This window comes from Chromobacterium indicum, from assembly GCF_039708975.1.
In the GTDB taxonomy this organism is placed as follows: domain Bacteria; phylum Pseudomonadota; class Gammaproteobacteria; order Burkholderiales; family Chromobacteriaceae; genus Chromobacterium; species Chromobacterium piscinae.
On record NZ_JAYFSJ010000006.1, the window covers coordinates 255,300 to 279,898 of the forward strand.

Genomic DNA, 24,599 nt, shown 5'->3' on the forward strand with positions numbered 1-24,599 from the left:
TTTCCGCGCCGCGCGCCATACGCGTCAATCCAGCGCCTTCCCCTCGTCCAGCGCGCGCAGCGCCTCCATCGAACAACTGAAAGCCCGCTCCAGCTCCGGCAGCAGATCCACGGCCGATGCCAGATCCTCGCCTTTGCCCAATCGCTCCAAAGTCATGCACAGCGAAGCCAGCGGCTGGGCGCCCACGCTGCCGGCGCAATTCTTCAGCGCATGGGCCGCGCGGAATAGGCCGGCGCCATCGCCGGCGTCCACCGCCTGCCGAATGTCGACCAGCAGCCGCGGCCCCTCGTCCATCCAGGCGCTCAGCATGCGCGGCAGCAAATCCGCCTTGATCCCCCGGATCGCATCCAGCGTGCCGGCGTCCAGCCATTCTCCATCGAGGCTCTCCGCATCGCCTGCCGCCGCTTCCGGTCCGGCTGGCGCCTCGTCTCCCAAAGGCAGCCAGCGGGACAACGCCGCCCCTAGCTCCTGCTGGGTAAAGGGCTTGGCCAGATAATCGTCCATGCCGGCCTCCAGGCAGCGTTCCCGCTCGCCCAGGCCGGCATTGGCGGTCAGCGCGACGATGACCAGGCGCGCGCCCCCGCCGCGCGCCTTCTCCCGTTTCCGGATCGCGCCGGTGGCCTGCCAGCCGTCCATCACCGGCATCTCGCAGTCCATCAGCGCCAGATCGAACGCGCCGTCCTGCCACAAGCGCAGCGCCTCCTCGCCATTGCGCGCCAGCGCCATTTCGCAACCCAGATTTCCCAGCATCGCCGTCGCCAGTTCCTGATTGACCAGATTGTCCTCCACCAGCAGGACACGGCCCTTCAGCTTCGGCTGCCCGTCGTCTCCGCCCTCTTCCCCCGGCGCCACCCTGGCGACGGACGATCCCAGCTGCAACAAGGCGTTGTACAGCTCGGACCGGCGAACCGGCTTGGTCAGCACCTGGCGCGCCAGCTGCGCGGCGCCGTTCAGTTGCTGGAAGTCGTCGGCGGCGGAGCTGAGGATGATCGCCGGCGGCGCGGAGGTCCCCAGCTGCTCCCGCACCAGGCTCAGGAACATCTGCCCGTCCATCTCCGGCATCATCATGTCGGATACGATCAGATCCGCCTCATGCCCCGCAGCCAGCCAGTCCAGCGCCTTCCCCGGCTCATGAAAGGCGTGGATGTGGCACTTCCAGGACGCCAGTTGCTGCTCCAAGATCTCCAGATTGGTGACATTGTCGTCCAGCACCAGCACCCTCATCCGCGCCACGCCGTCGGCCGGAGGCGGCGGCGACAGGCTGCTCGACGCGCGCGGCAGGCTCAGCGTGAAGTGGAACTCGGCGCCGGCGCCGGGTTCGCTCGCCAGTTCGATGCTCCCTCCCATCATGCCGACCAGCCGCTGGGAGATCACCAGGCCCAGGCCGGTGCCGCCGAAGCGCCGGGTGGTGGAGCTGTCGGCTTGGGAAAAAGGCTGGAACAGCCGCTTCTGCTGTTCCGGCGAGATGCCGATGCCGGTATCCCGGACGCTGATCCGGCACGTCAGCTCCGATGACGTCTCCGCCACGCTGTCCACCCGCGCCAGCACCTGGCCAGACTCGGTGAACTTGATCGCGTTGCCCAGCAGATTGGTCAGCACCTGGCCCAGACGCTTGCCGTCGCCGACCACGTCCACCGGCATCAGCGGCAGCGCGCACATCAGCTCCAGCCCCTTGCCGTAGGCCACCGGCGCCAACCGCTCGACGATTTCCTCGACCAGCAGATTGAGAGAGAACGGCCGGTTGTCCAGCTCGAACTTGCCGGCCTCTATCTTGGAAAAATCCAGGATGTCGCTGATGATGGCCAGCAGGCTCTCGCCGGAGCGATGCACCACGCTGACGTAATGGCGCTGCCGCTCGTCCAGCCGGGTTCGCCGCAGCAGGTCGGTCATGCCGATCACGCCGTTGAGCGGCGTGCGGATTTCATGGCTCATCACCGCCAGGAATTCGCTCTTGGCGCGATTGGCCGCCTCCGCCGCGTCGCGCGCCTCGGTCAGTTGGGCATTGGCATCCAGCAAGGCGTGGCTGCGGGCCTCCAGCGCCGTCTCGCGCTCGTGCAGCTTTTGGTACAGCCGGACGCGGTTGAGCAGCAGGTTGTCGTCCAGCGGCTTCATCAGGTAATCCACCGCGCCCAGGCCGTAGCCGCGGCCGATGAATTCGTCGGCCTTGAAAATGGCGGTGACGAAGACGATGGGAATGCCGCGCGTGCGTTCTGTCATCTGCAAATGGCTGGCGGTTTCGAAACCGTCCATGCCCGGCATCTGCACGTCGAGCAGGATCAGGTTGACCTCCCGCTCCAGCGTGATCAGCAAGGCCTCCTCGCCGGAGCCCGCCTCCAGCACCTCGCAATCGTCCAGCCGGCCCAGCAAGGCCTGCAGAGTGACGCGGTTGTTGCCATTGTCGTCCACCACCAGTATCACGAATTTCCTGCTCATGACGCGGCGCTCCGTCCCACGCGATAGATATGGCTGCCGCTGCGATAGAGCTCGAAGCCCATGTCCAGCGCCAGACGGTTCAGGCCGTCCTGCGGCCCCAGCACCAGAAAGCCCTCGGCATGCAGCGATTGCGCGAAGCGCCGCAGCACCTGGCGCTGCAGTTCGGTGTCGAAATAGATCAACACATTACGGCAGACCACCAGCTGGAATTCGTTGAAGATGCCTTCGTCGGTCAGCGAATGGCGGTAAAACAGGATGCGCTGCCGCAGATGATCGTCGGCCTGCAGGAAGCGGCCGTTCCGGGACAGGTAGGCGTCGAACAGCCGCTTGCCGCCGCTGCCCAGGTAGTTGGCGCGATTGGCGTCCAGCGCCTGGGCGGGAAACAGCGCGCTGCTGCCCTGGGCCAGCAGATAGGGATTGAAGTCAGTGGCGAACAGGTGGCTGCGGTCCAGCAGGCCCAGTTCGTCCAGCACGATGGCCAGCGAATAGGCTTCCTCGCCGCTGGAGCAGCCGGCCGACCATAGCTTGATCAGCGGAAAGCTGGACAGATAGGGCAGAATCTCTTCGCGCAGCAGCTTCAGTTGCTCAGGATGGCGGAAGAAGCTGGTCACCCCCACCGGCAGCTCCGCGCACAGGCGCTCGAACAACGCGACGTCGGACAGCACCGCGCGCTGGAAATCGGCGAAGCCGCCCATGTGGAACTGCCCCATCAGGTTGCGGATGCGGCGCTTCAGGCTGTCGCGCTGGTAATTGCGGAAGTCATAGCCGTAATGGCTGACCAGCGCCGCCAGAAACAGCTCCAGCAGCTCGCCCTCCGGCTGGGCGCCGGCGCCGGCCGCCGCGGCCGCGGCCACGCTGGCGATCGCCGGCAGCTTCATCAGGTAATCGTAATTGCCGGCATTGCGCGCCGCGTCCGGCATCACGCGCGCCGGCGCGCACTCGCCGCCGTCCTGGATGATCACGCAGGCGCCGGCGGCGCGCAGCGCGGCGCAGCCGTCGGTGCCGTCCTGGCCGAAACCGCACAGCAGCACCGCCATCGCCTCCGCGCCGTACTCGCCGGCCAGCGACTCGAACAGCACGTCTATCGACGGCCGCGCGAACTGGATCTGGCGGTCGCGGGTCAGATAAACATAGCCATGCCCCACCCGCATGTGGTGGCCAGGCGGAGCCACGTAGATCGTTCCCGGCTTCACCGGCGCCATGTGCTGCGGCATTTCCACGCTGTAGCCGGTGCGCGATTTCAGCAGCTGATCGAGCAGGTTCACCTGGTTTTCCTGAACATGCTGGGCGACGAAGACCGTCATCTCGGACATCGGCAGCCGCTCGACGATGTACAGGATGCACTCCAGGCTTTGCGCGGACCCGGCCAACGCCAGCGCCCGCGGATTCGGCCGCGCGTCGGCCGGCGCGGTCCGGCCGGACACCAGCCGCACGGGCAGATTCAGCCGCGTCAGGCCATGCGCCAGCAAGGCATGGTAGGCGACGATCTTCAGCTTGCCGCCCCCGTTCAGCCGGTCCGCCATCGCGCACAACAGTTCCACGCACAATAAATCAGCATCGTAAAAGCTCAGTTCCAGCGCCTGCTCCGGATTGGCGCGCAGCAGGTCCAACACCACATTGCGGTCCTCCTGCCGATCCAGCCGCCCCAGAATGGCGACCTTGCACTGGCCGGAGCGCTGCTGCACCGTCACGCTCACTTAGCTCGTCCCTCGCACCATTGCGCCACTTTGGCCACCAGCACGTCGTAATCGACCGGCTTGGACAGATAGTCGTCGGCGCCGGTGGCCAGGATCTTCTCGCGCTCGGCCGGCAGCGCCTTCGCCGTGATCGCCACCACCGGAATATCCTTCCAGGCCGGATTGGCGCGGATGGCGGCGATGGCCTGGTAACCGTCCATTTCCGGCATCATGATGTCCATCAGCACCAGGTCCACGCTCTGGTGCTGCAGGAATTCCAGCGCCCGCCGGCCATTGACCGCGCTGTTGAGCTTGGCGCCGTGCCGCTCCAGCGCCGCGGTGATCACGAACAGATTGCGCGGATCGTCATCCACCACCAGCACGTGTCGGTCGGCCAGCAATTTGCTGCCCGCGGGCGCCATCGGCGCCTTGAGCTCGGCCCGCTGCCTGGGCACATCCTTCAGGAAGCGCTCCACGTTTTCCAGCAGCCGCTGCCCGGCTTGGGGCGTCTTGACGATCACGCAGTCGGAATAGGCCCGCAACGCCGCCTCGTCCTCCTCCCCCGGCTTGCCGCTGGCGTAGAACACCAGCGAGATTTCGGGATCCACGCCGCGCAAGGCCTCGGCGACGGCCACGCTGTCCGCGATCTCCGCCTTGCCCAGGTCCAGCACCGCCAGTTGGCTGCGGTGCCGCTCCAGCAGCACCTTCCAGTCGGCGTCCGGCGCCGCCGCCACGATGTCGCCGCCGATGTCTCCCACCAGCTTGGACACCTCGTCGCGGCTGATGCCGCCGCGCTCCACCACCAGGATGCCGCCGCCCTTGCCGCCCACCGCCTTGACCAGCTCTGCCTCGGCCGCGGCCAGCAGCTTGTCGCTGGCAGGCTTGCGCAGGAAGCCGATGGCGCCCTGCTGCAGCAGCGCCTCGTCACGGTCTCGCGCCGACACGATGTAGACCGGGATGTCCGCCAGCGCCGGCCGAGTCTTGATCTCGTGCAGCACCTGGGTGCCATCCATGTCAGGCAGGCCCAGGTCCAGCAGAATCCCGGCCGGCCCGTGCTCGGCGGCCAGCTCCAGGCCTTCCGCGCCAGTCGGCGCCAGCAGCGTCTTGTAGCCCAGCCGCCGGTTCATCGCCACCAGCATCTGGCCGAACACCGGATCGTCGTCTATCAGCAGAATCGCCTTGTCGCCGCGCCGCAGCGCCGCCCTGTCGTCCTCCACCTCCAATGAAACCGGTCCGGCCGACGCCGCTTCTGGCCTGCCGCTCTCAGGCAACCAGACGATGAACTCGCTGCCCTCGCCCGGCTCGCTCTGCAGCTCGATGGTGCCGCCCAGCATCTGGGCGAAGCGCAGGCTGATGGTGAGGCCCAGGCCGGTGCCGCCGAATTCGCGAGAGGTGGAGCCGTCCGCCTGCTGGAAGGCCTCGAAGATCACGCTTCGCTTTTCCGCCGGAATGCCGATGCCGCTGTCGCGCACGCTGATGCGTATCGGCAGCGCCGCGTCCGGATGGCGGCTCATGGAGAGCGTGACGCCGCCGCTGCGGGTGAATTTGATCGCATTGGTCAGCAGATTGCGCAGGATTTGCGACAGCTTGTCCGGATCGGATACGAAATCGCTGCTCAGGCTGTCGTCGACGACGAAGTCCAGCCCCTTGTCGCGCGCCAGATGCTCGAACATGCCTTGCAGCTCGCCGCATACATCCCGGCTGCTCAGCGTGGCCAGATGCACGTCCATCCGGCCGGCCTCCACTTTGGACAGGTCCAGCACGTCATTGATCAGCCGCAGCAAATCCTCGCCGGAGCGGTGGATCACCTGCGCCCACTTCAGCGCCTGATCCTTCACCGTGCCGTCCTCGTTGTTCACCATCATCTTGGACAACAGGATGATGGAGTTCAGCGGCGTGCGCAGCTCGTGCGACATATTGGCGAGAAACTCCGACTTGTACTTGCTGGCCTGGTCCAGCTGCTTCGCCCTGGCCTCCTGCAACAGCCTCGACTCCTCCAGCTCGCGGTTCTGCTGTTCCAGCTGCTGCTGCGACTCCTCCATCTGCGCATTGGTCTGCTGCAGCTCTTCGGTTTGCTGCCGCAATTGCTGCTGCGCCTCTTCCATCTGCGCGTTGCTCTGCTGCAGCTCTTCCGACTGCTGCTGCAGTTGCTGCTGCTGCTCTTCCATCCGCGCATTGCTTTCGCGCAGCTGCTCGCTCTGCTCCCGCATTTCCTTTTCCGCCGCCTCGCTGGCGGCCAGCAGCTTGCGGATGTGGACCCGCTGCTCGGCGACGAACAGGAAGGACGCCAGCATGCCGCCGACGTTGGCCAGGAATTCCAGCTTGCGCTCGTCGAAATGCTCGAAGCTGGACAGCTCGACCACCCCGACCAGCTCTTTTTCGTGCAACAAGGGATAGGTATAGGTGTAGCGCGGCAAGGCCAGCATGGTGCCGGTGACGATGGGCGCGGCGGCGTCATCGCCGCCGACTTCCAGGATGATGGGTTTGCGCTCGCGCGCCACCTGCCCCACCGCGCCCTCGCCCAGCGCGAAGCTGGCGCCCAGATTGTTGCGTTCGGTGTACATATAGCTGCCGACCAGATCCAGCCGCAGCTCATCCTCGCGATACAGGTAGAACACGCCACGCCCGGCGTCGAGATAGCGGCCGATCAGGCCGATGGCGGAATCCGCCAACTGCTCGGTGGACAGATCCCCGGTCAGCGCGGCGGAAATCTGGCTATAGCCATCCTTCAGCCAGTTGCGCCGCTCGTCCTCGGCGCGGGCGCCGCGCAGCATCCGTATCATCTCGTTGATGGCGATGCCCAGCCTGTCCTTGTCCGACGCCAGCTTCACTTCCTGGCTCAGATCGCCCTGGCCGATGGCGTAAGCCCTGCTGGCCAGGTCCTCCAGCGACTCGATCAGGCTCTTGAGCCGCGCCATCAGACTGCTGGCGTCGCCGTCCCGCAAGCGGATGTCGCTCGCCAGATCGCCCTCGGCCAGCCTCTCCGCGATCCCTGCCGCCTCGGACGGCTCTCCGCCCAGCTGCCCCAGAATGGAGCGGCTGGTCCAGTAGCCGATCAGCGCGATGGCCACCAGCATCACCGCGCAGATCACCAGCGTCAGCGCGATGGCGTTGCGCTTGATGACGACCGCCTCGTCGGAAAATTTCTTGGCGATCTGCATATTGTAATCAATATGCTTGTCGATCAATTCCAGCATCTGGTCGGAGATCGGGTCCAGCGCCAGCAGCAGCTGGTGAGCCTTGGCCGCGCCCTGCTCGCCCCCGCCCCCAGCCTGCAGCACCTTGTCCAAACTGGCCTGATAGCGCTGCCAGACCGGCTTTTCCCTCTCCAGCCACGACTTGTCCACTTCGTCGGCGAAGCAGTTGCCTCCGGCGCAGCCATCGATCTCATAGGCCCGGATCGAATTGCTGACCGCGTCGCGCGCCTCCTGAACCTTCTTTTCTATCTTGAGCCGCTCGCCCTTGTCCGCGTCGTAGTCCAGCCGCCCCGCCTGCGTGCTGCTCTCCTGGAAGGCGCGGCGCAATTCGCCCAGCACCTTGAGGCTGGGCACCGCGTTGACGTTGCCGAAATTGGCGCCGTCGTAAACCCTCTCCATCAGGTATTGCTCCAGCCCGGTCAACAACGCCAGGCCCAACAACGCCGCCAACACCAGCAATGCCATGTTCTTGCCGACAGTAAGCTTCACTCCGCTCTCCCGATCGCCGCTATGTCGATGTTGAAGTGTAGACAATCAGCAATACTACTAATGGATTTGAAAACGACTAGACTGGATGTGGTGGAATTATTTGCGGGAGAAGCCGAATGCCGGTGCCAGGTGACATTCTGGTTGTCGACGACACCATGACCGCGCTGATGATGCTGGTAGCCCTGCTGTCCACTCAGGGCTACCAGGTCAGCTCCGCCCAGAGCGGCGCCGAGGCGCTGGATCTGGTGCAAAAACATCCGCCGGATCTGATCCTGCTGGACTTCAGCATGCCGGACATGGATGGGCTGGCCGTGTGCCGCGAACTCAAGCAGAGCCCGCGCACCCGCGACATTCCCGTGTTGTTCCTCAGCTCGGTCAGCGACTCGCAGACCAAGGTCGACGGCTTCGACGCCGGCGCGGTCGACTTCATCATCAAGCCCTTCGAGCGCAGCGAGCTGTTGGCGCGCGTCAACACCCACCTCGACCTGGCCCGGCTGAAGAAACGGCTGAGCAAGCTGGTGGAAGAAAAGACCGAATCGCTGAGGTTGAGCGAGCAGCGCTTCCGCGCGCTGATCGAACAGGCGCCGGAAGCCATCCTGGTGTACAACCTGGACAGCGGCCGCTTCGTCGACGCCAACCGGCAGGCGGAGAAACTGACCGGACGCACGCTGCAGGCGCTGGTCGGCACCAGCCCGACCTCGCTGTACGCGGCGGAGCAGCCCGACGGCCTGCCCGTCGCGGAAAGCGTCACCCTTCACGCCGAGCGGGCGCAAAAAGGCGAGATCGCGCCGTTCGAACGCATCCTGCAGCGCCCCGACGGCAGCACCATTCCCTGCGAAGTCCGGCTCAGCAAGCTGCCCAGCGAAACCGACCACCTGCTCCGCGTCAGCTACATCGACATTTCCTCGCGCGTGGCCGCCCAGGAAAAAATCAACCGCCTCGCCTATTTCGACACCTTGACCGGCCTGCACAATGAAAGCGGCCTGCTGGAGCAATTGAACGCCTTGTTCGCCATCGCTGGAGGCCGCCACCCCTTCGCCGCGCTGCTGGTGGACCTGGGCGACTTCAAGTTCATCAACGACGTGTACGGCAACCGCATCGGCGACCTGCTGCTGCGCCATGTCGCGCAGCGGCTGCGGCAAACGCTGGGAACTCGGGGACACGCCGCCCGGCTGGGGGGCGTGGAGTTCGCGGCCATTCTCACCAGCGTGGCGGACGCCGCTGAGGCGGAAACCATCGCCGGACAAGTTCTGGATGCGATCAGCGAACCGTTCCCAGTGGACGAAATGATGCTCAGCCTGACCGCCAGCGTAGGCGTCAGCCTGGGTCCGGCGCACGGCGCCGACGGGCAGGAGCTGCTGACCCGCGCTGACATGGCGCTATACCAGGCCAAGCAGCGCGGCACCCGCCGGATACAGGTATATGAGGAAGAGCTGGGCCGGCAGATGCGGGAACGCGTCGAGCTGGAAAAATCGCTGCGCCACGCGATAGACCATGGCGAGCTGGTGCTGCATTACCAGCCGCAAGTCGAGCTGTCCACCGGCCGCGTGGTGGGCGTCGAGGCGCTGGTGCGCTGGCAGCACCCGAAGAAAGGCATGATCTCGCCGATGCAGTTCATCCCCATCGCCGAGCAATCGGGCCTGATCCTGCCGCTGGGACGCTGGGTGCTGCGCGAAGCCTGCCGCCAGCTGAAAGTCTGGCAGAGCAAGGGCCGGGACGACCTGAGAATGGCGGTGAACCTAAGCGTCGCGCAATTCACCGACCACGAGCTGCCGGAATTCGTCGCCGACGTGCTGAAGGAAACCGGGGTGGCGGCCCGCCACCTGGAGCTGGAAATCACCGAATCCTGCACCATGCTGTCGCCGCAGCAGTCCATCACCATGATGGAGCAATTCCGCGCGATGGGCATACACAGCTCGATAGACGATTTCGGCACCGGCCATTCCGCGCTGGCCTACCTGACCCGCTTCCCGGTGGACACGCTGAAGATAGACCAGTCCTTCATCCGCAATATCAACAATGACGAAAAAGGCAGCGCGCTGTGCGACACCATCGCCTACCTCGCCCACCGCATGGGCCTGCAGGTGGTGGCCGAAGGCGTGGAAACCCAGCAGCAGCTGACCTTCCTGACCAGCATCCATGTCGACGTGGTGCAAGGCTATCTGCTGTGCAAGCCGCTGCCGGCCGCCGAGGTGGAAGCCTTCATCCTGCGCCAGGCAGACGCCAAGCCGCAGCCCGGCGTGGAATACTTCTGACCCCAGCCATTGCCGCGTCCGCCGATACGGTGTATCACTCCGGCATCAACGCCAGGAGCCCCTCATGCCGGACGACCATCGACTCGCCGCCCACGCCGCCGCCGCGGCCGCCCGATTGCTGCTGGACCTGCGCAGCCGCCACCTGGAAGGTGGCAAGGCGCTGGGCGCGCGCGGCGACGCCGAATCCAACGCCTTGATCCTTGAGCTGCTGCGCGCGGCGCGCCCGGACGACGGCATATTGTCAGAAGAATCAGCGCCCGACGCGGGGCGCCTGGAAAAGCGCAGAGTCTGGATCGTCGACCCGCTGGACGGCACCCGCGAATATTGCGAGCCGGGCCGCGACGACTGGGCGGTGCACGTCGCGCTGGCGGTGGACGGCGCGCCCGCCGCCTCCGCCGTGGCGCTGCCTGCCCGCGGCGAGCTGTTCTCCACGCCCACCCCCCTGCTTGCCGCCGCGCCGGAAGGCCGGCTGAAAATCCTGGTCAGCCGCAGCCGCCCGCCGGCGCTGGCCGAACGCGTCGCCGCCCGGCTGGATGCCGAGCTAGTCCCGATGGGCTCGGCCGGCGCCAAGGCGATGGCGGTGCTGCGCGGCGAGGCCCATGCCTATCTGCACGCCGGCGGCATGAACGAATGGGACACCTGCGCGCCGGTGGGCGCGGCGCTGGCCGCCGGCCTCCACGCCTCGCGGATAGACGGCTCGCCCTGCGCGTTCAACCAGGCGGACGTGAAGATGCCGGACCTGCTGATCTGCCGGCCGGAGCTGGCGGAGACGCTGCTGGCGGCGATAGCGGCTGAGCGGACTCCAGGCGATTAAATACAGTCCCAAACTCGCTGCGCGCCTAGGCAAAATACGCCGACACAGGCCGTCAATCAAACGCGGCCCTGAAACTGCTTCTATCAGCCGATCTCAGGCAACCAGCGTCGAATCGGTTCCAGATTGAGATGCTTCTCCAGCATGTCCGCCAGCTTGTCGATATTGGCCTCTCGCAGCCCTGGGTAGTCCAGCGCCTCCGGCTCCGCCAACCCGGCCCAGCGCAGGATGGCCTGGCAGGCGGCCGGTTCGTCCAACACGCCGTGCAGATAGGTGGCGAAGATCTGGCCGTCGTCCGAGCGCGCGCCATCCACCGAACCATCGTCAAACCTGACAGCCGGATGCGCCAGCGCCGGCCCCTGGCTGATGCCCATATGGATTTCGTAACCGCCAGCCTCGGCCTCATCAAGCGTCAGCCGGCCACGCATCCGCGTCAGCCGCTTCTCCGGCGCCAGCGTGGTTTCCATGTCCAGCCAACCCAGACCGTCGCCGCTGCCCGGCTCGCCTTCCAGTCCGTCCGGGTCGTGCAGCTTCTTGCCCAGCATCTGCAGGCCGCCGCAAATGCCCAGCACCTTGCCACCGTAGCGCAGATGGCGGCGTATCGCCTCTTCCCAGCCCTGCTCGCGCAGCCAGGCCAGGTCCGCCAGCACGTTCTTGCTGCCGGGCAGCACGATCAGGTCGGCCGGCGGGATGGCTTGGCCGGCGCGCACCAGCGTGAACTCCACCTGCGGGTGCAGGCGCAGCGGGTCGAAATCGGTGTGATTGCTGACGCGCGGCGCGGCCGGCGCCGCCACCCGCAGCTTGTCGCCATCACCCGCAGCGCCGCCCGGCTTGTCCAGGCCCATGCTGTCCTCGGCCTCCAGGTGCAGGTCGTACAGATAGGGCAGCACGCCCAGCACCGGCTTGCCGGTGTGCTGCTCCAGCCAGTCGATGCCGGTCTTGAGCAGGCTCGGATCGCCGCGGAAGCGGTTGATCACCAGGCCGACGACGCGGGCGCGCTCGGATTCGGACAGCAGCGCCAGCGTGCCGGCCAGGTGGGCGAACACGCCGCCGCGCTCGATGTCGGCCACCAGGATCACCGGGCAGTCCACCGCCTCGGCGAAGCCCATATTGGCGATATCGCCGTCGCGCAGATTGATCTCGGCCGGGCTGCCGGCGCCCTCGGCGACAATGCATTGATACTGCTCCGCCAGCCTGGCGTGCGACTCCAGCACCGCCTGCATCGCGATGGGCTTGTAGCCGTGGTAGCCGCGCGCCTCCATATTGCCGATGGCGCGGCCCTGGATGATCACCTGCGAGCCGGTGTGGCTATTGGGCTTGAGCAGCACCGGATTCATGTCGGTATGCGGCTCCACGCCGCAGGCCAGCGCCTGCACCGCCTGCGAGCGGCCGATCTCGCCGCCGTCGGCCGTCACCGCGCTGTTGAGCGCCATGTTCTGCGGCTTGAACGGCGCCACCCGCACGCCGCGCCGGGCCAGCAGCCGGCACAGGCCGGTGGCCAGCGCGCTCTTGCCGGCATCGGACGTGGCGCCCTGGATCATGATGGTTTTGGCGGTCATGGCGATCTCCCTGCGCATGGATGGCGAACAACGCTTAGAATGGCGGCTTGATTCATTCCGGCCGCCAGCGGCGCGATAAACTTGCGCATTGGATAATTCCAGGCGGCGGCCGGCCATTATATAGGGCTGTTCGTTGAATTCCGCACTGTTTCTGCCGATCGCGCTATTGCTGGACCGTCTGCTGGGCGAACCGCCGCGCTGGCATCCGCTGGTCGGCTTCGGCCGACTGGTCAAGGCCATGGAGCGGCTGGTCTACCCGGCCGCGCCGCAGGCGGAGCCGGTCTGGCGGATGCGCTTGCGCGGCGCGGCGGCCATCGCGCTGCTGTTGATCCCACCCACGCTGATCGCCTGGGCGCTGGCGAGACTGCCGCTGCTGGAAATCATCGTTCCGGTCATCCTGCTCTACTTGGCCGTCGGCGCACAAAGCCTGGCCCAGCACGCCGAGGTGGTGCGAAAAGCCCTGGCCGACGGTGACCTGGCCCTGGCCCGCGAGCGCGTCGGCTGGATCGTCAGCCGCGACACCAGCGAGCTGGACGAAGCCGGCGTCGCCCGCGCGGCGATCGAATCGGTGCTGGAAAACGGCAGCGACGCCGTCTTCGCCGCGCTGTTCTGGTTTCTGATCCTCGGCGCGCCCGGCGCGGTGCTGTACCGGCTGTCCAATACGCTGGACGCGATGTGGGGCTACAAGAACGACCGCTACCTGCACTTCGGCTGGGCCGCCGCCCGCTTCGACGACGTGCTGAATTACCTCCCGGCGCGGCTTACCGCCGTCACCTACCTGCTGCTGGGCAAGGCCGCCGACGGCTGGCGCTGCTGGCGAACCCAGGCCCCGACCTGGTACAGCCCCAACGCCGGCCCGGTGATGGCCGCTGGCGCCGGCGCGCTGGGCGTGTCGCTGGGCGGCGGCGCGCGCTATCACGGCCAGTGGAAGGAACGTCCGCCGCTGGGTTGCGGTCCCACTCCCACGCATGAGGACATCGGCCGCGCGGTGCGGCTGGTCAACCGCGGCATGTGGCTGTGGGCGAGCCTGTCGTTCGCGGCCGCCATCTTGATCGGAGCGATCCATGCTTGAACACGGAGGCGGCCTGCTGCGCGCGGCCGCGGAATACGGCATTCCCGCCGGCGACTGGCTGGACCTGTCCACTGGCGTCAATCCCAACGGCTGGCCGGTGCCGCAGCTGCCGGCCGACAGCTGGCTGCGCCTGCCGCAAAACCATGACGGGCTGGAGGCGGCGGCGGCGGACTATTACGGCAGCGACAAACTGCTGGCCGTGGCCGGCTCCCAGCCGGCGATCCAGTTGCTGCCCAGGCTGCGCGCGCCCTGCCGCGTCGGCATGCTGGCGCTGTGCTACGCCGAGCACCCGCACCACTGGCAGAAACGCGGACACCAGTTGCTCCGCTTGTCGCCCGATGAACTAGCCGCCGGCATCGACCAGCTGGACGTGGTGCTGCTGTGCAACCCCAACAACCCCACCGGCGACCGCTTCGATGCGGCGCTGCTGGAAAACTGGCGCCAGCGGCTGGCCGCGCGCGGCGGCTGGCTGGTGGTGGACGAGGCGTTTCTGGACGCGGCGCCGCAAGACAGCATGCTGCCGCATGCCGGCAAGCCGGGACTGATCGTGCTGCGCTCCATCGGCAAGTTCTTCGGTCTGGCCGGCGCGCGCGCCGGTTTCGTCTTTGCCTGGCCGGAGTTGCTGCGGGCGCTGGCCGAGGAGCTGGGGCCATGGACGGTGGCCGGCCCGGCGCGGGAGGCGGTGAAGCTGGCGCTGCGGGATGCGGAATGGCAACGGGCCATGGCCAGCAAGCTGCAACGCGACAGCGCGCGGCTGCAGCGCTGCCTGGAGCGGCACGGCCTGCCGCCCGCCGGCGGCTGCGAGCTGTTCCAGTGGGTGCCGGGCGCAGGCAGCCTGCCGCTGCACCGCTATCTGGCTGGCCGCGGCATCCTGACCCGCCATTTCGAAGCCATCCCCAGCCTGCGCTTCGGCCTGCCCAAGACCGACGCCGACTGGGTGCGGCTGGAACAGGCACTGGGCGACTGGCGGCGGCACGCCGTCCGCGATTGAACCGACGCGCCGCCTGCCTCAAGACTTTAGAGCTGCTAACAAAATTCTGTTTCACGCCTGAGGCAAGGCGCGCCGACGCAGACAGTACAAGCAGTACGGCAAGTCGGCGCAACGCAGCATCAGGATTTTTGTTAACGGCGCTTAGGCGGCGGCATTGAACGCCTCATCGTAAGCCACCTCTCCAACCGGCGTTTCCGCGCCGAAAGCCAGCGCCTGGAAATATTCTGCCGGAATGCCCGGCAAGGTCAGGCCGGGATGCGCGCGAAAGCCGAAGCGGCCATAGTAAGCCGGATCGCCCAGCACCACGCAGCCTTGCGCGCCCTGCTCGCGCAGAAGCCGCAGCGCCTCGCGCATCAGTTGGCCGCCTATGCCGCGCTTTTGCCGCTCGGGGGAAACCGAGATCGGCCCCAGCCCATACCAGCCAGCCGCGCCGGAAGACACCGCCACCGGCGAGACGGCGACGTGGCCGACGATGCCGCCGCCTTCGTCGGCCACCAGGGAAACGGTCAGCTGGCCGCGCCGGCGCAGCGCGTCGACGATGAACTGCTCGGTATGGCTGGAATGGGCCTCGTCGCGGAAGGCCGCCTCGGTCAGCGTGAAAATGGCGCCGATGTCGGCGGTTTGTTCCTTGCGAATGATGATGGTCATGCGATTGTTCCTTGAGAACGGCCGCGCCGCGGCAACCCGCCGGTGGCGCGGGCCGGGGGTTAACGGTTGTCGAGTTGGGCGCGCACCGCGCTAAGAGCCTGTTTACGATCTTTTTGCGGCATCGGCCATTTTCTGCCGGATGCAGAGCGCGGAAAACGGCCCGCCGCAGTGTCGCTCACTGCCAGGGACGTTTGACAAAGCCATGCGCCGGCAGAAAATGGCCCCGAAGGGCAGCCCAGCCAGCAGGCCATCTGCGGCGTTGTCGGGCTAGGCCTTGGAATAACCAAGGCCTACGCCCTCCGCCTTACATCTGGCCCGCTGGCTGAGCTGCGATGCTCGTAAAAAGATCGCAAACAGGCTCTAAGGCCTGCCCGGTTGATCAGGTAAGGTTGGCCATTGCGCGACTGGATCAGCCGCTTGCTCTTCAGCTTGGTGAAAACGAGGTAGCTGCAGTCAGACAACAAATACCCTTCGCGGGTATAGCATTCGACGGAACGGATTCGGCCGGCGTCATCGCGCATCTGCGCAATGCGGCCGCCCTTGGCGAGGACGTGGAGCGTCCGTTGCTCTGGCTTGGATAGATTCATATTGTCGGAAACGGCAAATCAATACGCGATACCGCATGCGCCGCTTAGGGGCATGCGAAACGATGGGCGTACGGATAAGCAGCCAGCCACGGGGGCGGGTCAACTTATCGGGTGATTGCAATCTCCAACATACAAAGCCTTTGCCTGCGAACGTAATTCTGATGGGAAAGCGCGCCAAATGGACTGGACGCGGACGCGGACCCGGATCATACCCCACTCCCGGACAAAACGCCAAATCCGCCAATGCCTTAGCGCCCTCCGCCCCCGATCCGGCCATCGGCCATCCACCCCGCGCCTTGTTCACAGCATCGGCGTTGTCACGTATGATCCAGTCCAATCAATGACGGTGCCCCTTGATGGGTGAAACGGGAACGCGGTGCGAAACCGCGGCTGCCCCCGCAACTGTAAGCGCAGAGTCCACGCCTGACGCCACTGGCCCCTAGCAAGGTCGGGAAGGCGGCGCCGGACGACGACGCGCGAGCCAGGAGACCGGCCGTCATACGTGTCGACGCAAGCAGAAACCGGGCGGGGTGTACCGGGGGATACGCACATGCGCCGCCCATGGAAAACCAGCGGACTGTGCCCTCGCTTGCGCGACGAGAATCGTCTTCGAGGGCACCATGCATCCATCCACCGCGCCGTCCGCCGGACGCCGTCTGGCGCGCCACGCGCCCATCATCGCCGGGCTGGTCCTGGCCAACCTCCTGGCCTGGGCCTGGGCGTTCGCCGCCTTCGCCGACCATCCGGCCCAGCTCGCCACCGCCCTGCTCGCTTATCTTTTCGGCCTGCGCCACGCGGTGGACGCCGACCACATCGCCGCCATCGACAACACCGTGCGCAAGCTGATGCAGGAAGGCCGCCGGCCGTCCGCCGTGGGCCTGTTCTTTTCCTTGGGCCACTCGACGGTGGTCGTCATCGCCGTCGCCCTGATCGTGTTCGCCGCCAGCGCGCTGCAAAGCCGCGTCACCGGCTTCAAGGAGATCGGCGGCGTCATCGGCACCAGCGTGTCGGCCTTCTTCCTGTTGACCCTGGCGCTGATCAATCTGTCGTCCCTGCGCGCCGTATGGGGGGCCTTCCGCCGCGCCCGCGCCGGCGAACCCATCTGCGACGAGCAACTGGACCTGCTGCTGAACAACCGCGGCCTGATCGCGCGCCTGCTCAAGCCGCTGTTCCGCATGGTGACCAAGAGCTGGCATATGCTGCCCATCGGCCTCCTGTTCGGCCTGGGCTTCGACACCGCCACCGAGATCGGCCTGTTCGCCATCGCCACCTCGCAAAGCGCCAACGGCGTGGCGCTGTGGCACATCATGGTGTTCCCGGCGCTGTTCACCGCCGGCATGGCGCTGGTGGACACGCTGGACAGCATGATGATGGTGGAGGTCTATGGCTGGGCTTTCGTCAATCCGGTGCGCAAGCTCTGGTACAACCTGACCATCACCTTCGTCTCCGTCGTCGTCGCCGTCGGCATCGGCGGGCTGGAAGGCCTGGGACTGCTGGCGGACAAGCTGCAGCTGTCCGGCGGTTTCTGGGACCTGATCTCGGCATTGAATGACGACCTGGCTCACTTCGGCTACTTCATCGTCGCCGTCTTCCTGTTCACCTGGCTCGCCTCCGCCGGCATCTACAAATGGAAGCGCTTCGACCAACTGACGCCGGAGGCGCGATGAGAACCCACGACAAACACGTGCTGATGTGCACCGGCCCGCGCTGCACGCCGGGCGGCCAGGGCTCCGAGGCGATGTTCCTGCACCTGGGCCGCACCATAGACGCCTGCGAAGGCCTGCGCGCCAAGCGCACCCGCAGCCACTGCTTCGCCGTATGCAAGGAAGGCCCGGTGATGGTGGTCTACCCGGACGGCGTCTGGTACCGCAAGGTGAGCGAAACCGATATCGAGCGCATCGTCTGCCAACATTTGCGCGATGGCGTCCCGGTCGAGGAATTGGTGTTCCATAAAACCGGCATCGGCGATATCGAAACGGAGGCACAAGCATGAGCGCCGAAATCGCCCTATTGAGCCACGCCGGCACCGACCTCGCCGCGCTGTCGCGCGCGCGCTGGCCGGAAGACTTTCCCGCCGTCGCCGGCATCGCGCTGCAAGGCATCGCCGACGAGACCGCGATGCAGGCGCTGCTGGACGGCCAACTGGCCGACGCCCGCACCATCGTGCTGCGCGTGCTGGGCCGCGCCGACGCCATCCCCGGCCTGGAAAGGCTGCTGGCCCACGCCCGCCGCCTGCAGGCCGCGGTCATCGTCGTCAGCGGCACCGGCGAGCCGGACCCGGAGCTGCAAGCGCTGTGCAGCGCGCCGGTATCCTTGCAGCAAGACGTCCACGCCTACCTGCAAGCCGGCGGCAGCGCCAACCTGGGCGAGATGATGCGCTGCCTGGCCGACCGGCTGCTGCTGACCGGCTTCGGCTACCAAGCGCCGCAGCCGCTGCCCGAGCACGGCATCTACCACCCGGAGCTGGCCGCGCCCTGCTCGCTGGACGATTGGCTTGAAATCCGCAATCCGGACTGGCCTAGCGTGGGCCTGTGCTTCTACCGCGCCCATTGGCTGTCCGGCAACACCCGCTTCATCGACCTGCTGGTGGATTGCCTGGCCGAACGCAGCGTCAACGCGCTGCCGGTGTTCACCTCGTCCTTGCGGACGATAGAAAAAAATGGCCTGCCGGCGGCGCTGGCGCTATTGGCCGATCCGCGCGCGAATGTTTCGCTGCTGATCAACACCACCTCGTTCGCGATGGGCGACATCAACAACGACGGCCCCACCCAGCCCGGCTGGGCGGTGGAGGCGTCGGACCAGCTGGACCTGCCGGTGCTGCAGGCCATCACCAGCAGCATGACCCGCGAACAATGGGAAGCGTCCGACCGCGGCTTCAACCCGCTGGACACCGCGATGAACGTGGCGCTGCCGGAGTTCGACGGCCGCATCATAGGCGTGCCGCTGAGCTTCAAACAGCCGGCGAAGGCCGGCCAGGCCGAACAATACGCGCCGCTGCCGGACCGCGCCCGCCGCCTGGCCGGCATCGCCGCGCGCTTGGCGCGGCTGCGCCATGTGCCCAATACCGACAAGCGCATCGCCTTCATCTTCACCAACTCCAACAGCAAGGCCTCGCAGATAGGCAACGCGGTGGGCCTGGACTCGCCGGCGTCGCTTTACGCGATGCTGCATGGCATGCAGGCGCGCGGCTACCAAATGGCGGAGCTGCCGCCGAACAGCGACGCGCTGATGCACGAGCTGATAGACCGCGGCGCTTACGACCAGGACTACCTGACCGCCGAGCAGATGAAGAACGCCGCCGCCCGCGTGCCGGCCCAACGTTATCAAGCCTGGTTCGACGAGCTGCCGGACGCGCTGCGCGACAAGATGCTGCAGCGCTGGGGCCAGCCGCCGGGCGGTGCCTACGTCGACGGCGACGAGCTGGTGTTTTCCGGCCTGGATTACGGCAATGTCTTCGTCGCCCTGCAGCCGCCGCGCGGCTACGGCATGGATCCGGACGCCATCTACCACACGCCGGACCTGCCGCCCACCCACCACTACTACGCGCTGTACCGCTGGCTGCGCGATGACTGGCAGGCCGACGCCATCGTCCACGTCGGCAAGCACGGCACGCTGGAATGGCTGCCGGGCAAGGGCGTGGGCCTGTCGCAGCACTGCTTCCCGGATGCGCTCTTGGGCGACATGCCGCTGTTCTACCCCTTCATCGTCAACGATCCGGGCGAAGGCTCGCAAGCCAAGCGCCGCGGCCACGCGGTGATCATCGACCACCTGACGCCGGCGATGACCACCGCCGACAGCTACGGCCCGCTGGCGCAACTGACCCAGCTGGTGGACGAGTATTACCAGGTGGAGCTGCTGGACCCGAACAAGCTGCCGCTGCTGCAGCAGCAGATCTGGGACCTGATCAAGGAAGCCAAGCTCGACACCGACCTGGCGGCGATGCTCAAGCATGACCACGATCACGATCACGGGCATGAGCATGAGCACGAGCATGAGCACGAGCACGAGCATCATCATGATCATGCCCATCCGCATGGCGGCCACCCGCACGCGCCGGCCGCCGTCCACGGCAAGTACCGGCCGCAGGCCGCCAAGCCGGCGATGGTGGCCAAGCCTGCCGCCGCCGCGGCGAAATACCGCCCGGCCAAGGCCGGCCACGACCATGGGCACCACCACCACGATCATGACCACCATGGCCATCACCACGGCCAGCATGACCACCATCATCACGGCCACAGCCACGATCACCACGACCATGACCACGACTGGGACGACACGCTGAACGCAGACGGCGTGCCGCTGAGCCTGGCCAAGATGGACGGCGTGGACGTCGCCCACCTGATCGAGGACATAGACGGCTACCTGTGCGAGCTCGGCGCGGCGCAGATCCGCGACGGCCTGCACGTGCTGGGCAACGCCCCGCAAGGCGAGGCGCTGATCGACATGCTGCTGGCGCTGACCCGGCTGCCCAATCTGGCCATACCCGGCCTGCCCGCCAGCGTGGCGGCGGCCTGCGGCGGCGATTGGGCACTGTGGCAGCAGGACCAGGGCAAACGCCTGGCCGAAGCCCCCACAACCTTGCAAGCGCTGGCCGGCCAGGCTCTGATCACCCGCGCCGACGCGCACGACGCGGTGCTGAAGCTGGCGCGCGCGCTGATCGCCGAGCTGGCCGCGCGCGGCTACGGCGCCGCCGCCATCCCGGCCGCCGTAGAAAACATCCTGCCCGGCATCGAACCACACGCCGATCTGGAACGGGTGCTGAACTTCGTCTGCGCCGAGCTGTGCCTCAAGCTCGCCCGCACCGCCGAGGAGATAGACAATCTGCTGCGCGGCCTGGAAGGCGGCTACGTGCCGGCAGGCCCCAGCGGCGCGCCGACGCGCGGCATGGCCCACATCCTGCCCACCGGCCGCAATTTCTATTCGGTGGACCCGCGCAGCCTGCCGTCCAACGCCGCCTGGCGCATAGGCGATGGCCTGGCGCGCGAGATGCTGGCCCGCCATCTGAAGGAAACCGGCCAATATCCGGAATCGGTGGCCATCAGTGTGTGGGGCACCAGCGCGATGCGCACCCACGGTGACGACATCGCCGAAATCCTGTCGCTGCTCGGCGTCAAGCCGCGCTGGCAGCAGGAAAGCCGCCGCGTGCAGGGCCTGGAAGTGATCCCCTTGGCCGAGCTGGGCCGGCCGCGCATCGATGTCACCGTGCGCATCAGCGGCTTCTTCCGCGACGCCTTCCCCCACCTGATTTCGCTGGTGGACGAAGCGGTACACACCGTGGCGCGGCTGGACGAGCCTGTCGAGCAGAACTTCCTGCGCAAGCACTACCTGGCCGATCTGAAGAACGAACTGCTGGGCAAGCTGCCCGACGCCGACGCGCAATCGCTGTACCGCGTGTTCGGCGCCAAGCCGGGCAGCTACGGCGCCGGCATCCTGCCGCTGATCAACGAGCAGAACTGGCAGAACGACGCCGACTTCGCCACCGCCTACGTCAACTGGGGCGGCTACGCCTACGGCCGCGAGGCCAACGGCGCCGACGCGCGCGACGCCTTGCGCCACCGGCTGGCCGGCGTCGAGGTGGCGCTGCACAACCAGGACAACCGCGAGCACGACATCTTCGACAGCGACGACTACCTGCAATACCACGGCGGGATGATCGCGACGATACGCAGCCTCAGCGGCCGCCAGCCGCGCGCCTTCTTCGGCGACAGCCACAATCCGGAGGCGCCTGCGGTGCGCGGGCTGAAGGAGGAAGTGCTGCGGGTGTTCCGCTCGCGGGTGGCCAATCCGAAGTGGATCGCCGGCATCCAGAAGCACGGCTACAAGGGCGCGCTGGAACTGACCGCCACCGTCGACTACCTGTTCGGCTACGACGCCACCGCCCAGGTGGTGGACGACTGGGTGTACGAGCAGCTGGCGCAAAGCTACGCGCTGGACCCGGCGATGCAGCAGTTCTTCGCCGACAGCAACCCGTGGGCGCTGAACGCCATCACCGACCGCCTGCTGGAAGCCGCCCAGCGCCAGCTGTGGGCGGAGCCGGACCCCGACACCCTGGCCGCGCTCAAGCAGCTGCACCTGGATAGCGAAGCGCTGCTGGAAGCGCGCGGAGAAAACCAAGCATGACGCCGATCTACCCCTTCGCCGCCATCGTCGGCCAAGAGCAACTGAAGCAGGCGCTGCTGATCTGCGCGGTGGACCCCACCGTCGGCGGCGTGCTGGTGCGCGGCGACAAGGGCAGCGCCAAGAGCACCGCCGCGCGCGGCCTGGCCGCCGTGCTGCCGCCTATCCGCCGCGCCGCCGGCTGCAGCTACAACTGCGAGCCGGAACACCCGCTGCCGCTGTGCCCGGTGTGTTCCGGCGGCGCGCGCGAGCTGCATGACGGCCCTGTGCCCTTCATCAACCTGCCGCTCGGCGCCACCGAAGACCGGGTGCTGGGCAGCCTGGACTTCGAAAAGGCGCTGCAGGACGGCAAACAGGCGTTCAAGCCCGGCCTGCTGGCTGGAGCCCACCGCGGCATGCTGTATATCGACGAAGTGAACCTGCTGGCCGACCATCTGGTGGACGTGCTGCTGGACGCCGCCGCGATGGGCGTCAACACCGTCGAGCGCGAGGGGCTGACGGTCAGCCACCCGGCGCGGGTGACGCTGCTCGGCACCATGAATCAGGAAGAAGGCGATCTGCGGCCGCAGTTGCTGGACCGCTTCGGCCTGATGGTGGACGTGGCCGCGCCGCGCGAGCCTAGCCTGCGCGCCGAAGTGGTGCGCCGCCGCCTGGCCTTCGAGGCCGACCCGGCCGGCTTTGCCGCCCAGTGGCAAACCGACAGCGAGGCGCTGCGCGAGAACATCGCCGCCGCGCGCGCGCTGCTGCCGCAAACCCGGCTCAGCGACCAGCTGTTCCACTTCGTCAGCGAGCTGTGCTGCGAATTCGACGTCACCAGCCTGCGCGCCGACATCGTGCTGAACAAGGCCGCCCGCGCGCTAGCCGCGCTGGACGGCCGCGCCGACGCCACCGCCGAGGACATCCGCGACGCCGCCCGGCTGGTGCTGCCGCACCGCCGCCGCCGCAAACCCTTCGAGCAGAGCGGGCTGGACCAGGACAAGCTGGAGCAGATGACGCAGCAGGCGTCCAACCCGCCTCCTCCGCCAACGCAGGACCAAGGCGACGCCACGCAGCCGCCGCCGGACGCCGACGGCGAACAGGAACAGACTCCCCCCGGCCACGCCGCCGAGCAGATTTTCGCCGCCGCGCCGGCCGGCGACATCGCCCGCATCCGCGTCCAGGCGCCATCGGCTGGCGACGCAGCCGGCCGCCGCAGCGACGGCGCCAGCCGCCAGCGCGGCCATTACGTGCGCGCCGAGGCCAACCCGCAGCCGGCCCAGCTGGCGGTGGATGCCACGCTGCGCCACGCGATCTTGCGCGATCCGGACCATTTCGCCGTGACCCGCGCCGACCTGCACGACAAGGTCCGCGTCGCCAAGCAGGGCAACTTGATTCTGCTGGTGGTGGACGCCTCGGGCTCGATGGCGGCGCGCCAGCGGATGGAACAGGTCAAGGGCACGGTGCTGAGCCTGCTGGAAGACGCCTACCGCCGCCGCGACCAGGTGGCGCTGATCGCCTTCCGCGGCCAGAAGGCCGAGTTGCTGCTGCCGCCGTGCAACCGCGTCGAACAGGCCGAGCTGGCGCTGCGCGAGCTGCCCACCGGCGGCCGCACGCCGCTGGCCCACGCGCTGGCGTTGGCGGCCGACACGCTGTCCCGCCAGCTAGGCGGCCCCGCGCCGCTGTTGGTTGTCCTCAGCGACGGCCGCGCCAATGTGGCGCTGGACGGAGATGGCGACCCGTGGCGGCAGGCGCTCGACCTGGCCGGCCAGTTGGCCGGCGCGCCGGCGCTGGTGCTGGATACCGAGCAGGACTTCGTCCGCCTGGGCCGCGCCCGCGAGCTGGCCGAAGCGCTGGGCGCGGAATACCTGGCTTGCGACGCCCTCACCGGCGAGCAGCTGACATTGACGATACAACAAAGACTGGGCCGCTGAGATGACAGGCAAGGTTTATCTGATAGGCGCCGGCCCCGGCGACCTGGACATGCTGACGCTGAAGGCCGCGCGCTGCCTGAAACTGGCCGACGTGGCGCTGGTGGATGATCTGGTGCATCCGGACATTCGCGCCATGCTGCGGCCGGACGCCGAAATCGTGCCGGTGGGCAAGCGCGGCGGTTGTCCGTCGACGCCGCAAGCCGCCATCGAGCAGCGGATGATCGACGAAGCCCGCGCCGGCAAGACGGTGGCGCGCCTCAAGGGCGGCGATCCCTTCGTCTTCGGCCGCGGCGGCGAGGAAATGCTGACGCTGCAAGCGGCCGGCATCGAGGTGGAGATCGTCAACGGTCTCAGCGCCGGCTTGGCGGTGCCGGCCACGCTGGGCATTCCGCTGACCCACCGCAGCTTCGTCCACGGCGTCACCTTCGTCTCCGGCCACCCGCATCAGGACGGCGACGAGCCCAACTGGCAGGCGCTGGCGCAAAGCGGCATGACGCTGGTGATCTATATGGGCGTCAAACGGCTGCCGCTGATCCGCGCCGAGCTGCTGCGCCACGGCCTCGCAGCCGACACCCCTGCGGCGGCGATAGAAAACGGCACCCTGCCGCAGCAGCGCCAGGTGCTGAGCACCCTGGGCGCTTTGGAACAAGACATGAGCGCGGCCGGCATCCACAGCCCGGCGCTGATCGTCATCGGACCGACGGTGGCGCTGGCGTCCTGTAGTCCCTCAGCGCTCGAGCGCAGCGAGGCTCCCTTGCAGGGCAAGGGCGGGGGGATTGGGAATGAACCCAAATGGCTGCCGACTGAACTCGCACAGTGAAGAGGCCCGGCTTTGCCGGGTCCTGTAGAACAAA

General features: G+C 67.3%; 15 protein-coding genes and 1 riboswitch. Of the genes, 9 read left to right on the forward strand and 6 right to left on the reverse strand.

Annotation, left to right across the window (positions count from 1 at the left end; translation table 11 throughout):
• Positions 1–24: 24 nt before the first annotated feature.
• Genes VA599_RS10510 through VA599_RS10520 form a run of 3 tightly spaced genes read right to left on the reverse strand, consistent with a single transcriptional unit; the run spans position 25 to position 7,795 of the window.
• Positions 25–2,433, reverse strand: coding sequence for a response regulator (locus VA599_RS10510; RefSeq protein ID WP_346788520.1), 2,409 nt, complete (start codon positions 2,431–2,433; stop codon positions 25–27).
• Positions 2,430–4,130, reverse strand: a complete 1,701-nt coding sequence (locus tag VA599_RS10515; protein WP_346788521.1) for a chemotaxis protein CheB — start codon at positions 4,128–4,130, stop codon at positions 2,430–2,432. Before VA599_RS10515 ends, VA599_RS10510 begins: the two co-directional genes overlap by 4 nt.
• Positions 4,127–7,795: a response regulator gene (locus tag VA599_RS10520; protein ID WP_346788522.1), complete on the reverse strand. Its 3,669-nt coding sequence runs from the start codon at positions 7,793–7,795 to the stop codon at positions 4,127–4,129. Before VA599_RS10520 ends, VA599_RS10515 begins: the two co-directional genes overlap by 4 nt.
• A gap of 116 nt (positions 7,796–7,911) precedes the next feature.
• Here VA599_RS10520 and VA599_RS10525 point away from each other — a divergent pair, with 116 nt between their 5' ends.
• Both VA599_RS10525 and VA599_RS10530 read left to right on the forward strand, forming a co-directional pair.
• Positions 7,912–10,050, forward strand: a complete 2,139-nt coding sequence (locus tag VA599_RS10525) for a two-component system response regulator (protein ID WP_346788523.1) — start codon at positions 7,912–7,914, stop codon at positions 10,048–10,050.
• A 64-nt stretch (positions 10,051–10,114) separates the two neighbouring features.
• Positions 10,115–10,864 (forward strand): 3'(2'),5'-bisphosphate nucleotidase CysQ, encoded by a 750-nt coding sequence (locus VA599_RS10530; protein ID WP_346788524.1) that lies wholly within the window; start codon positions 10,115–10,117, stop codon positions 10,862–10,864.
• An 83-nt stretch (positions 10,865–10,947) separates the two neighbouring features.
• On the opposite strand, the gene VA599_RS10535 is transcribed toward VA599_RS10530, so the two are convergent.
• Positions 10,948–12,420: a cobyric acid synthase gene (locus tag VA599_RS10535; protein WP_346788525.1), complete on the reverse strand. Its 1,473-nt coding sequence runs from the start codon at positions 12,418–12,420 to the stop codon at positions 10,948–10,950.
• A 133-nt stretch (positions 12,421–12,553) separates the two neighbouring features.
• Here VA599_RS10535 and cbiB point away from each other — a divergent pair, with 133 nt between their 5' ends.
• On the forward strand, positions 12,554–13,492 hold the full coding sequence (gene cbiB / locus VA599_RS10540) for an adenosylcobinamide-phosphate synthase CbiB (RefSeq protein ID WP_346788527.1): 939 nt from the start codon (positions 12,554–12,556) through the stop codon (positions 13,490–13,492).
• Positions 13,485–14,483: a threonine-phosphate decarboxylase CobD gene (gene cobD / locus VA599_RS10545; protein WP_346788528.1), complete on the forward strand. Its 999-nt coding sequence runs from the start codon at positions 13,485–13,487 to the stop codon at positions 14,481–14,483. The genes cbiB and cobD overlap by 8 nt, the downstream gene beginning before the upstream one ends.
• 141 nt (positions 14,484–14,624) lie before the next feature.
• Here the strand turns inward: cobD and VA599_RS10550 are convergent, their stop codons facing one another.
• Positions 14,625–15,131, reverse strand: coding sequence for a GNAT family N-acetyltransferase (locus VA599_RS10550; protein ID WP_346788529.1), 507 nt, complete (start codon positions 15,129–15,131; stop codon positions 14,625–14,627).
• A gap of 290 nt (positions 15,132–15,421) precedes the next feature.
• Positions 15,422–15,718, reverse strand: a complete 297-nt coding sequence (locus VA599_RS10555) for a YjhX family toxin (RefSeq protein ID WP_346788530.1) — start codon at positions 15,716–15,718, stop codon at positions 15,422–15,424.
• 327 nt (positions 15,719–16,045) lie between these two features.
• A riboswitch (cobalamin riboswitch) is annotated at positions 16,046–16,230 on the forward strand.
• Between the two features lie 108 nt (positions 16,231–16,338).
• Here VA599_RS10555 and VA599_RS10560 point away from each other — a divergent pair.
• The 5 genes from VA599_RS10560 to cobA are packed head-to-tail and all read left to right on the forward strand — an operon-like array spanning position 16,339 to position 24,565.
• On the forward strand, positions 16,339–17,385 hold the full coding sequence (locus VA599_RS10560; protein ID WP_346788531.1) for a HoxN/HupN/NixA family nickel/cobalt transporter: 1,047 nt from the start codon (positions 16,339–16,341) through the stop codon (positions 17,383–17,385).
• Entirely contained in the window at positions 17,382–17,711 is a 330-nt protein-coding gene (locus VA599_RS10565; protein ID WP_346788532.1) for a (2Fe-2S) ferredoxin domain-containing protein, read from the forward strand. The genes VA599_RS10560 and VA599_RS10565 overlap by 4 nt, the downstream gene beginning before the upstream one ends.
• A complete protein-coding gene (locus VA599_RS10570; RefSeq protein WP_346788533.1) occupies positions 17,708–21,838 on the forward strand; it encodes a cobaltochelatase subunit CobN in 4,131 nt (1,376 codons plus the stop codon). Before VA599_RS10565 ends, VA599_RS10570 begins: the two co-directional genes overlap by 4 nt.
• On the forward strand, positions 21,835–23,745 hold the full coding sequence (locus VA599_RS10575; protein WP_346788534.1) for a putative cobaltochelatase: 1,911 nt from the start codon (positions 21,835–21,837) through the stop codon (positions 23,743–23,745). The genes VA599_RS10570 and VA599_RS10575 overlap by 4 nt, the downstream gene beginning before the upstream one ends.
• 1 nt (position 23,746) lies before the next feature.
• Positions 23,747–24,565, forward strand: a complete 819-nt coding sequence (gene cobA, locus VA599_RS10580; protein ID WP_346788535.1) for a uroporphyrinogen-III C-methyltransferase — start codon at positions 23,747–23,749, stop codon at positions 24,563–24,565.
• Positions 24,566–24,599: the final 34 nt, after the last annotated feature.